Source organism: Burkholderia sp. KBS0801 (assembly GCF_005937855.2).
Classification (GTDB): domain Bacteria; phylum Pseudomonadota; class Gammaproteobacteria; order Burkholderiales; family Burkholderiaceae; genus Burkholderia; species Burkholderia ambifaria.
The window spans coordinates 1,699,919-1,711,707 of record NZ_CP042177.1 but is presented as its reverse complement, the minus strand read 5'-3'; the positions used below and the strand labels follow the sequence as shown (position 1 = coordinate 1,711,707).

The following is an 11,789-nucleotide window of genomic DNA, read 5'->3' as shown; positions in this document are numbered from 1 at the left end:
GCAACGTCCTCTTCAGGTGGCGCGCCGCCAAGCGCGGCGCAACGGGTCACGACGCGCGCGTCGCGCGCTCGCCGTCCATCGCGCGGCGCAGGCTCGCGGGTCGCATGTCGGTCCAGACCGTCTCGATGTGCGCGAGGCAGTCGGCCTTCGGGCCGCGCACGCCGACCTCGCGCCAACCGGCCGGCACGGGCCGGAACGTCGGCCAGATCGAATACTGTTCTTCGTCGTTGATGACGACCGTGTAAACCAGGTCGTCGGTGTCGGCGGAAGGCGTCGTGGCTTGCGTCATGATCGGAAAAAAGCGGGAGACGGTTGAAGGAAGCGAAGCGGCGAACTGTCGAATCGGCCGCTCCTGTCTTGAAGACGATTGGCCGGCGCGATTTTTTACCGGCGCCGCGCGCGACCGCCGAGAAACACCGGACACGCGACACCGCGATGGCACGCGTCGAGACACTCCGCGCAGTGCCGCTCCGCGTCGCGCACCATGAAATGCACCAGCGTCTGCGACACGTTCAACGCGCGCGCCGCGGTTTGCAGCGTCTCCTCGCGCAGCCGCACCATCTCGAACGCGGCCCGGCTGCGTGCCGGCAGATCGTCGAGCGCGGCCCACACGCGGCGCAGCGTGTCGCGCGTCATCAGCGCGGCCTCGGGTGTCGGTTCCGGCGACGGCACGTCGAAGCCGTCGTCCTCTTCCGTGTGATAGACGTTCTCGAGGCTTTGCCGGCGGCACGCGTCGATCGATGCGTTGCGCACCATCCGCGTCACGTACGCGACCGGCTGGCGCACCGCGTCCTGGTTCGGGAATTCGACGAGCTTCACGAATACGTCGTGGACGACGTCCTCGGCGCGGCTCGCGCAGCCGACGAAGCCGCGCGCAACGTTGACGAGCATCGCGCGATGGGCAATCAGCACGTCGAGCAGCGCGCCCTGCGCACGCGGTTCCTTGGCGCGACGCGCACGCGGCGCGAGGCGCGACGGCAGGTCCGGATAACTGCCGAGGAACGGGTTCGCCATTGCCGCTGCCGGGCGTTCGAGCACTTCCGCCATTGCCATCGATCTGCTCCGTCGAATTCCGAGATAGGGCAATTTAACGTAAACGCAAATCATTCTCAATGCGATTACCGAATGCCCCTTCCGCTTGTCGGGATTTGTCTGATCAATTGTGGGAATCGGTGCTTTGGAGGATGGGCCGGAGCCATGGAGGCTGCGGCATTCAGATAGCTTTCCACATGAAAGGAAAGATGCCCAATGCCAAAAACGGCCCGAATCCTTTCTGCGAGCGCCGCTGCGTCGGGTTCACGGTGCGTTCACCCGACGCGCCGCGCCCGCATGGTGCCGGCACAAGCTTTCATGATTCTAACGACGAGCATACGGCCATCATTTGCCGTCGCAGATTTATTACCCGCGAAATTTTGGGGTCGTACGGTCGACTTGCCGATTCAGAGTGCGGGCCGGCCATCGCCGCAGCGCATCCGCACGTCAGTAGATGAACAACCGGATCGTTGCGGTCGCATCGAATCGCCCGAGCTTCGGCGGGCCGAACGATTTCAGCACCGCGTCCATCAACACGCTTTGATTCATCACGTTGGACGCGAACTGCGCCAGCGTGAACTGCTGATTGAACGGAATGGCCTTGCCCTGGCTGTCCTCGATGCCGATACCGAAATTGCTGTCCTTCGCCGGCACCAGCAAGCCGTTCTGCACCGGAAAGCTCGTTTCGAAATACCCGTCGACCCGCACCGCGACGTTGCATTTCTTGGTCAATGACAACGAGAACCGCTTGCGCGGCACCGCCGGCATGAAGCCGTTACCGGCCGCCTGCACCTGCCCGAAATTGACGACGCCCGGTTCGGGCGTGACGAGCACGTCGACGAAACACGGCGTCGGCTTGAGGTTGCGCAGGCCGCTCAATCGGTACTGGAAGCTCGGGCTGTACGCATTCAGCCCGAACTCGCCGTCGAACTGGAAGACCGTGTAGATATCGCTCGGCGGCTGGACCCAGTTGCCCTTCTTGCGCACGACGACCTGATAGTCGATGCTGATGCGGGTCTGCTGGCAACGCCCGCGGTCGAAATCGTACCGGCTGCACGGCGGCACCGAATAGCCGGTAAACACGCCGCCGCCGCGATTGCTCGTCTTGTCGAAATAGTCGATGCCGCGGTAGCGGATGCCGATCTCGAGCCCCCACGCGGCCGGGTCCGTGCGATTCGGGTTCGCGTAGAAATAGATGTTGTCGACGACTCTCAGGCTGCCCGCGTCACCGAGATCCTTGTAGCAATACCCCGTCGTCGTGCGCACCGGAGAAACCCAGATCACGTAGCCATCCGGCGCGTCGGTCGGATACGACGCCACGCCGCCGATCGGCTCGGTCAGCGAAGTCGCGCCGCTGTTGGTCAGGCACCGCAACGCCCACGCGGGCTGCGCCGCCACAACGAACAATGCGAGCACGATCCAGCGCAACCATGCCGCCGGCATGTGCCGTTCACGCGTGGCGCCGCTCATCGCTTCACGCTCTTGCAAGCGCCCGCATCACACGCATATTCGACCGCCACCTGGCCGCCGTAATCGTCGATATGCGTGATGAACAGCGTCGACGGCGTCGCGGCCTTGAACGGCACGTCGGCCGTGCTCATCGGGTCCACCATCACGGGCTCGATCGGCACCGGCGTCTTCTGCGCGCCCGCCGTCACGTCGACCACCGTCACGTGGTACGGCGTCGGATTGTCGAGCACGAGCCGGTGCGCGGCCGCGTCGACGCGCAGCGTCATCGGCAGCGTCCAGTCCTCGTCACGTGCGGGCTGCACGCCCTTCGGCCGGTAGAACAGCTTCATCTGCGTATGCAGCGCGATCTGCAGCGTGTTCGGCGTATCGGTCTTCGGCGGCACTTCGCGGATGTTCAGATAGAACACCGATTCGCGATCGGCCGGCAGTGCGGCGCCGGGCAGCTTCGCGATGCGCAGCACGTTGCGCTCGTTCGCCTCGACGCGCTGCAGCGGCGGCACGACCATCAGCGGCGACGTGATCTTGTTGCCGCGCGTGTCCTCGAGCCACGACTGCACGAGATACGGATAGGTCGTGCTCTTGTTGGTGATCGTGACGATCGCGGCAGGTTCGCCTTCGTTGAAGATCACGCGCGTGCGGTCCGGCACGATCGCCGCGTGCGCGGCGCCGGCGAGCAGCGCGCTGGCCACGGCCAGCATGCACGCCGCGCGGCGCGGGAAGAAAAGAGAGAAAACAGGGTTCATGCGGGATCCGTGAAATCATCGGTCGACCCGTGCGGCCGCTGCATGCGACTCGCCGGGCGGCTGGCACGTCACCGGAATCGGCGTGCCTTCGAGTTGAAGCTGGTTCGGCAATGCATTGATCGCGCACAGCGTGCGTTCGCCTGCCCGCACCACCAGCGCGGATTTCGGCTGCACCTGGGTCAGGAACGCGGCGCCGGCTTCGCCGACGATGCCGAGCTCCTTGCCGTTCGCTGCGTCCTGCACGGATGCGCCGAACGGCAGCGGCTTGCCGGCCGCATCGGTCAGCGTCAAGTACAGATTGCTGCCGCGCGCGGCGGAGAACTTCACGAAACCGATCGCGCCGTCGGTCAGCACCATGCGCTGGATCGGGTTCGATACCTGCACCTCGAGCGGCAGCTTCTCGACGTTGACGGTCGCGTCGTACACGTTGTACGGCGAGATCCCGTCGAGCACCGCGTAGCCGCGCGAGTCGGTATGCGTGAGCGTGCCGGACAGCGGCACGTCGGGCACGCCGTCGGTCGAGACCAGCAGCCGCGTATCGCCCGCGTTGCCGTTCGCATGCGCCGACACGCCGTACTGCGTCGCGACGAGCGAGCCGTCGACTTCGAGCGACGCGGCCGCGTACGCGTTGGCGAGCGTCGACGCCTGCGCGCTCAGCTGGTAGGTCGACGTGCGCTGGCGGAAGCTCGCGTTCGCCGACGCGCGGCCGTCGGTCGCGCCCGCGTTGATCTGGTACGTGCGGCCGGCCGGATCGTCGTAGATGTAGCCCGCGTTCATGCTTGTGCTGCCGCTGCCCGTCGTCAGGTTCGACGTGACGGTGTGGCGGCCGCCGATCGGCAGCGTCGCGGTCACCGAGAACTGGTTGCCGCTCGCGCCCGCGCTTTGCGTGCGGAACGCCGACACGCTGACGTTCAGGTTGCGCAATGCGCCGATCGAGAATGCGCGCGTGAGCGTGAGGCCGACGCGCTGCTCCGACGCGCGAGCCCAGTAGGTCGTCTGGTCGTACGAGAAATAGGTCGACGTGTCGCCGACGCGCTTGGACATCGTCGCCGAGTAGCGTTGCTTGCTGTTGACGAGGCCGTATGCGGTCGGGTCGCCCGAGAACTGCGCGAAGTTGGTGTACTCGCGTTCGGAGAAGCGATAGCCGAAGAAGCGCACGTCCGCGTCGAGCCCGTCGAAGTGCTTCGAATAATTGATGCGATACGAGTTGCCGTTGCGCGTCGCGCCGTTCCACCACAGGTGCGCACGCGCATGCGTGACATCGGCCGATACCGCGCCGAACGTGCCGAAATCGCGGCCGACGCCCAGTGCGATCGACGTATAGCCCGACGCGGCGATGAAGCCGCCGTACAGCGTGATGTCGAACGGCAGCCCGTACGCGGCCTCGCCGAACCCGAAGAACGGCGTGATGCCGGCACCGCCGAACTGCCGCGGCTTGCCGACCGCGGCCTTGTAGCGCAGTTGTCCGGTACGCGCGAGGAACGGCACGGCGGCCGTCGTTACCTGGAAGCGCTGCACGCTGCCGTCTTCCTCATCGACCGTGACGTCGAGCGTACCCTGCACGCTCGTGTTGATGTTCTGCAGCGCGAACGCGCCCGGCGACACGCGTGTCACGTACAGCACGCGTCCCGCCTGGGACACGGTCACGGTCGCGTTGGTGCGCGCGACGCCCGAGATCAGCGGCGCATAGCCGCGCAGCGAAGGCGGCAGCATCCGATCGTCGCTGCGGATCGACGCACCCGTCAGCGCGAACGTGTCGAAAATGTCCGAGCTGAGGTAGTCGTCGCCGAACGTCACCGTCGACTGGATCGACGGCAGCGCGCGAAACGCGTAAAGCCGGCTGAAGCGGAACGTGCGGTCCGCGTACGCCGTGTTGCCCACGTTCGACTGCGCCTGGTAGTCGCCGCGAAAGCGCCATGCATCCCAGTTCGCGCCGATCGTTCCGTAGGCCTGGATCGAATTCGTCTGTCCGCCGCCCGAACCGAAGTTGCGGTTCGTGTTCGCGATCACGCGATAGTCGAGCATCGCGCCCGCAATCCCGTCGGACCAGCTCGACGGCGGCAGATAAGTCGAATCGGTGAATTCGAGCGCGGCCTGAGGAATCGTGATCTTCAGCCGTCCGTCGCTCTTCAGGTAACGGACGGTCGTGCCCTCGATCGCGCCGAGATCGACGCAACGTCCGCCCTGCAAGCGCGGCAGGTCCTTCGCGAGCGACGGTTTCAGCCCGAACCGCGCGACGAGTTCCGGCGGCAGGCACGGCTTGCCCGCGCCGGATGCGTCGAGCGCGATGAACTGGATCGCCTGCAGCCCGTAGAACAGGTCGTTGACCTGCACATCGAGCATGTACTCGCCCGGCAGCGTGAAGTCGGGCTGCGAGAACTGCGACAGGTCGACATTGCTGGTGCCGTCGATGTCGAGGAACGACGAATTGAATTCCGTCGCATGGCTCGGGCTGACGACGACCAGCACGCAGACGCAAAGGAAGGAATGTCTGATTCGCACGCGGCGCTACCGGAAATCCGGGGAAGTAGAGACGTGAAGGCAAGGAATACGGAGAAAGGGTGCGCACACCCCTTCTCCGCTACGGCCGCTTACTGGTAGCGGACCGTGAAGTTCGCGACGCCGTCGGCCGTACCCGGCGTCACGCCGGCGGCCGTGGCTTCGTACATCGCCGCGAAGCGCGCGATGTTGGTGCCGTTTTGCAGCAGGGTCGGCGCCTTCTGTTCGGCGCCGTTGTCGAGGTATTCGCCCGATGCGGACTGCAGGCGGATGCCCACATTGGTTGCCGAACCGATCGTCGCGAGCAGCTTCGGCTGACCCGCGCTCGACGTGCCCGTGAACGTGAAGTACGCGTTCTGCGCGATGCTGGTGTCGCAGTCGGTCAGCTTGATGTCGAACGACACCGCGTCCGACTTGTCGCCAGCTTGCTTGAACTTGTTGGTCGGCACCTTGCCGAGCTGCACGGTCTGGTTGACGGAGTTCGAATCGATGCCGCATGCGCCCGCGACGATCTCGCCCGTGAAGTTGATCGTGCCGGTGCCCGCTGCGAAGGCCGAGGTGGACAGGGCTGCGAGTGCGACCGCGCTCAGGAGGGATTTTTTCATGACGTTTTCCGTGAGAATTGCAAAGGGAATGGACGACGTGGCGGATACAAAAGGCAGCATGTGGTTGGCTCCCGTCCGTCACGAGGCGGCATTATCGAGATAAGAGTGAAGGGGTTTTGTAAATCATTGTCAAATCTCAATGACAATCTTCGTTTTATGGGATTCAAAACCCAATCCTTTCTGCCGGCCGTCAATTCCGATATTTTCGTCCGCAGTCCTTTTTTATTTTACGGAACCGACTGAAAATTAAAGACATTTCCCTTTCAGGTTTGAGTGAGCCTCGCTTCTCCTTGCTGGACATGGACTTTCGAGATACCCGGTACGAAATGACAAAACTCTGCCCTATCCCGCCATCGTTGTCCGATCGCAACGAAAGCATTCGATGATTTTCAACTGACGGGAAATTAACGGGCGATATTCAACGCTGCGAAACTTTCACGCAAACGATTGCGAAATTCGCACAAACGTTTTACCGCGACACTTTGTCGCTCCTTATTGTGCGCAATGCGAGAATTAATCGAATCGTCAACCCGTGATTAAAGCGGCGTGTAAAGCCGTGCGCGCCCAAAGGACATCCGCGGCACTGGATGGAGTCGGAATAAGAGGAAGTCCGGCACGATCGGAGGCCGGCGGCGACGCGATCGGTCGCCGGGATGCGAGTCGAGTGGAAGGCGGCCCTACAACCCGACTGCGTGGAGGAAAAACGGAGTCGACGAAGCGCGCATGCACGTATCGTCGATCATGGCCGGAAACCCGACAGCAGCGACACCGACCGCGGCAGCGGCGACGCATCGCGATGCGCCGCCGCCACCTGGCCGGCCCCGCTCAAGACATCACGCGGCGGCTTCGCCAGCGGTGGCCGGCGCCCAGCCGCCGCCGAGCGCGCGATACAGCGCGATCGCATTCGCGAGCCGCAGCGCCTTGAGCCGGATCAGCTCGTGTCCGGACTCGTACGTGCTGCGCTGCGCGTCGAGCAGTTCGAGATACGTCGCGACGCCGCCCGCATACCGGCGCTCCGCGAGTTTCAGCCGCGCGCCGTCGGCCGCGTAGACGTCCTGCTGCGCGGCGAGCTGGCGATCGATCCAGTCGCGCGCGGCGAACGCATCGGCCACTTCGCGGAACGCGGTCTGCACGGTCTTCTCGTACTCGGCGACCGCGATGTGCTTGCGCGCATTCGCGACGTCGAGATTCGCGCGATTGCGACCGCCCGCGAAAATCGGCAGCGTGATGCGCGGCGCGAACGTCCACACGCTCGTTCCGGCCGCGAACAGGCTCGAGAACGCATCGCTGACCGAGCCGTAGTCGGTGGTCAGCGCGACGCGCGGGAAGAATGCCGCGCGCGCCGCGCCGATCTGCGCGTTCGCGGCCTTGAGCCGCGACTCGGCCTGCCGGATGTCGGGCCGCCGTTCGAGCAGCGCGCTCGGCGCGCCGGGCGCCACCGGCGCGATCGCGAGCGTGTCGAGCGCGGTGCCGTCGGCGGGCACGCTGCGTGCGAAATCGCCGGCGAGCAATTGCAGCGCGCGCACCGATTGCGCATGCTCGCGCTGCAGCGCGGCCTGCGATGCGCGCGAGGACGCGACCAGCATCTCGGCCGAGCGCAGTTCGATCGCGTCGCTCGTGCCGGCCGCGTAGCGGCGCTGCGTGAGCGCGGCGATGCGCTCGCGCGCGTCGAGCGTGCGCTGGGCCAGCGCCAGTTGCTCGCGCAACGATCGCTCCGACACGTACGCCCCCGCGACTTCGGCAATCACGCCGATGCGCACCGTGCGCTGCGCGTCGGCCGTCGCGAAATACTCGGCGAGCGCCGCATCCGACAGGCTACGCACGCGGCCGAACAGGTCGAGCTCGTACGCACTGACGCCGACGCCCGCGCGATACAGCCCGCTCACCGCGCTCTCGCGCACGACCGGATCGTACTGGCGCGTGCGTTCGTAGCCGAGATTCGCGTCGACCGACGGCATCAGGTCCGCGCGCTGCACGCCGTACAGCGCGCGCGCTTCGTCGAGCCGGCCGGCCGCGATCCGCAGGTCGCGATTGTTGGCGAGCGCGGCATCGATCCACGCCTGCAGCGCCGAATCGGTGAAATACGCGCGCCAGTCGTCGAGCAGCGCGGCGTCGGCCGTCGAAGCCGGCCCGGCACCCTGCTGCGTGTCGCCATCGACCGTCGCATAGCTGGCCGGCACCGGCGCCACCGGCCGCTCGTAACGCGGCGCGAGCGAGCAGCCCGCGAGCGCGAGCGCCGCGGCCAACGCGAGCTGAAGCCTCGGTTCGGCCCATGCATTCAATGCAAACATCACTGCGAACCCTCCATCGTCGCCGGCTGCGCGCCGCCGCGCCGGCGCGGGCCGACGTCGAACAGGCGGCCGACGATCACGAAAAACAGCGGGACGAGAAACACCGCGAGCACCGTCGCCGTGATCATGCCGCCGAGCACGCCGGTGCCGATCGCCATCTGCGCGCCGGACGCGGCGCCCGACGCGAACGCGAGCGGCAGCACGCCGACGCCGAACGCGAGCGACGTCATCACGATCGGCCGCAGCCGCAGGCGTGCGGCCTCGAGCGCGGCGTCGACGAGCGACATGCGCTGCGCGACCAGGTCCTTCGCGACCTCGACGATCAGGATCGCGTTCTTCGCGGACAACCCGATCGTCGCGATCAGCCCCACCTTGAAATAAATGTCGTTCGGCATCGCGCGCAGCGTGACGCCGAGCACCGCGCCGATCACGCCGAGCGGGACGACCAGCATCACCGCGAACGGGATCGACCAGCTCTCGTACAGCGCCGCGAGCGCGAGGAACACGACGAGCACCGACAGCGCGAACAGCATCGGCGCCTGCGCGCCCGACAACCGCTCCTCGAACGACTGCCCCGACCACGCGTGGCCGATGCCGGCCGGCAGCTTCGCGGCGATCCGTTCGATCGCGGCCATCGCTTCGCCGCTGCTGTGGCCGGGCGCGGCCGAGCCGTTGATCGTGAACGACGGATAACCGTTGTAGCGCGTGAGCTGCGGCGGCCCGAGCGTCCAGTGCAGCGTCGCGAACGCCGCGAGCGGCACCATCTCGCCGCCCGCGTTGCGCACGCGCAGCTTCTGCACGTCGGCCGGATCGAGCCGGTGCAGCCCGTCGGCCTGCACGATCACGCGACGCACCTGCGTGCCGTGCATGAAGTCGCCGATATAGTCGGAGCCGAACATCACCGCGAGCGTCGTGTTGATCTCGTCCATCGACACGCCGAGCGCCGACGCCTTCGCGCGATCGATGTCGAGCTTCAGCTGCGGCGCGTCCTGCGTGCCCGCGAACATCACGTCGGTGAGCGCCGGATCCTTGCCGCTCGCCGCGAGCAGTTGCTCGCGCGCGGCGCTGAACGCGGCGTAGTCGAGCCCGCCGCGGTTCTGCAGCCGGAAGTCGAAGCCGCTCGTCGAGCCGAGATCGGGCAGCGCCGGCGAGTTCATCGCAAACACCGTGGTGTTCGCCGTGCCCGCGAAGCGCTCGTTGATGCGCGCGACGATCGCCTGCACGTGATCGCGCTCGGCCTTGCGCTCCTTCCAGTTCTTCAGCGTGACGAAGATCATCCCGCCGTTCGGCCCTTCGCCGTACAGGTTGAAGCCGCCGAGTGCGAACGTGTACGCGGCCGGCTCATCGCGGCGAATATACGATTCGACCTCGCGCACGCTCTGCATCGTTTCCGCGAGCGGCGTGCCCTGCGGCCGGATCACCATCACCATGAAGTTGCCCTGGTCCTCGTCGGGCAGGAACGCGCTCGGCAGTTGCGTGAGCATCAGCGCCGCGGCCGCGGTCAGCGCGCCGTACACGACCAGCCAGCGCAGCGGCTTCTTCAGCATCGCGCCGACGCGCGTCGCATAACGCTGCGTCGAGCGCGCGACGAAGCCGTTGAACCAGCCGAAGAAGCCGCGCTTCTCGTGATGGTCGCCGGACACCGGCTTGAGCAGCGTCGCGCACAGCGCGGGCGTGAGCGACAGCGCGAGAAACGCCGAGAAGCCGATCGACACCGCGAGCGACAGCGCGAACTGCCGGTAGATGTTGCCCACCGCGCCGCCGAAGAACGCCATCGGCACGAATACCGACGTCAGCACCACGGTGATCCCGACGATCGCGCCGCTGATCTGCCGCATCGCCTTGACGGTCGCGTCGTAGGGCGCGAGCCCCTCCTCGACCATCAGCCGCTCGACGTTCTCGACGACGACGATCGCATCGTCGACGAGGATGCCTATCGCGAGCACCATCCCGAACATCGTCAGCACGTTGATCGAGAAGCCGGCCGCGTACATCACGCCGAACGTGCCCGCGAGCGCGACCGGCACGACGAGCGTCGGGATCAGCGTCGCGCGCAGGTTCTGCATGAACAGGAACATCACGAGGAACACCAGCACGCCGGCCTCGATCAGCGTCGTGACGACCTTGTTCATCGACACGCGCACGAACGACGACGTCTCGTACGGGATCTGGTATTTCACGCCCGGCGGGAAATACGCGGACAGCTCGTCCATCGTCGCGCGCACGCGCTTCTCGGTCGCCACCGCGTTCGAGCCCGGCGCGAGCTTGATGCCCATGCCGGTCGCGACCTTGCCGTTCACGTACGACGGATAGTTGTAGTCGTTGCCGCCGAACTCGATGCGCGCGACGTCGCGCAGGTGGAGCGCGGAGCCGTCCGGCTGCGTGCGCAGCGCGATCGCGCCGAAATCGGCCGGCGTCTTCAGCGGCGCATCGGCGAACACGGTCGCCGCGATCGGTGCGCTGTCCGGCACCGCGCTGCGGCCGATGTCGCCCACCGTCACGCGCGCGTTGTGCGCGCGCACGGCCGACGCGATGTCCGACGCGGTGAGGCCGTGACCGGCCAGCTTCACCGGGTCGGGCCAGATCCGCATCGCATATTCGGCGCCCCAGAACTGCACCTTGCCGACGCCGTCGACGCGGCGCAGCGCCTGCACGACGTTCGCCGACGCGTATTCGCCGAGCTGCACGGCGGTCATCCGGCCGTCGTCCGACGTCAGCGACACGACGAGCTGGATGTTGTCCGCGGCCTTCTCGACCTGGATGCCGTCGCGCCGCACCGGTTCGGGCAGCCGCGCCTCGACCGTCTTCAGCCGGTTCTGCACTTCGACGGCCGCGAGATCGGCGTTGACGCCCTGCTTGAACGTCAGGTACAGCGACGCGGCCCCGGCGCTGCTCGTCGCGGACGTATACAGCAGCCCCGGCGCGCCGTTCATTTCGCGCTCGATCAGCGCGGTCACCGATTCCTCGACGACCTGCGCGGACGCGCCCGGATACGTCGCATAGATGCTGACGACGGGCGGCGCGATGTCCGGATATTGCGCGACGGGCAGCGCGCGGATCGCGAACGCGCCGCCGAGCATGATGAAGAGTGCGATCACCCACGCGAAGACGGGGCGATCGATGAAGAAACGTGCCATGTTGATCTATTG

8 protein-coding genes are annotated in these 11,789 nt (G+C 66.4%); all 8 read right to left on the bottom strand.

Going from position 1 to position 11,789, the window contains the following annotated elements; all coding sequences use genetic code 11:
• Positions 1–46: 46 nt before the first annotated feature.
• The gene (locus tag FFI87_RS08240) at positions 47–289 is read right to left on the bottom strand and encodes an MbtH family protein (protein ID WP_006753776.1); all 243 of its coding nucleotides are present in this window, start codon (positions 287–289) and stop codon (positions 47–49) included.
• A 95-nt stretch (positions 290–384) separates the two neighbouring features.
• Positions 385–1,053, bottom strand: coding sequence for an RNA polymerase factor sigma-70 (locus tag FFI87_RS08235; protein ID WP_012363847.1), 669 nt, complete (start codon positions 1,051–1,053; stop codon positions 385–387).
• A 426-nt stretch (positions 1,054–1,479) separates the two neighbouring features.
• Positions 1,480–2,502: a fimbrial protein gene (locus tag FFI87_RS08230; RefSeq protein WP_138847748.1), complete on the bottom strand. Its 1,023-nt coding sequence runs from the start codon at positions 2,500–2,502 to the stop codon at positions 1,480–1,482.
• Entirely contained in the window at positions 2,499–3,245 is a 747-nt protein-coding gene (locus FFI87_RS08225; RefSeq protein WP_138847749.1) for a molecular chaperone, read from the bottom strand. The genes FFI87_RS08230 and FFI87_RS08225 overlap by 4 nt, the downstream gene beginning before the upstream one ends.
• Positions 3,246–3,260: 15 nt before the next feature.
• Positions 3,261–5,714, bottom strand: coding sequence for a fimbria/pilus outer membrane usher protein (locus tag FFI87_RS08220; protein WP_138847750.1), 2,454 nt, complete (start codon positions 5,712–5,714; stop codon positions 3,261–3,263).
• Positions 5,715–5,836: 122 nt separating this feature from the next.
• Complete coding sequence (locus FFI87_RS08215) at positions 5,837–6,349, bottom strand: fimbrial protein (protein ID WP_011656811.1); 513 nt, start codon at positions 6,347–6,349, stop codon at positions 5,837–5,839.
• A gap of 833 nt (positions 6,350–7,182) precedes the next feature.
• The gene (locus tag FFI87_RS08210; protein ID WP_138848484.1) at positions 7,183–8,640 is read right to left on the bottom strand and encodes an efflux transporter outer membrane subunit; all 1,458 of its coding nucleotides are present in this window, start codon (positions 8,638–8,640) and stop codon (positions 7,183–7,185) included.
• Complete coding sequence (locus tag FFI87_RS08205) at positions 8,640–11,777, bottom strand: multidrug efflux RND transporter permease subunit (RefSeq protein ID WP_138847751.1); 3,138 nt, start codon at positions 11,775–11,777, stop codon at positions 8,640–8,642. The genes FFI87_RS08210 and FFI87_RS08205 overlap by 1 nt, the downstream gene beginning before the upstream one ends.
• Positions 11,778–11,789: the final 12 nt, after the last annotated feature.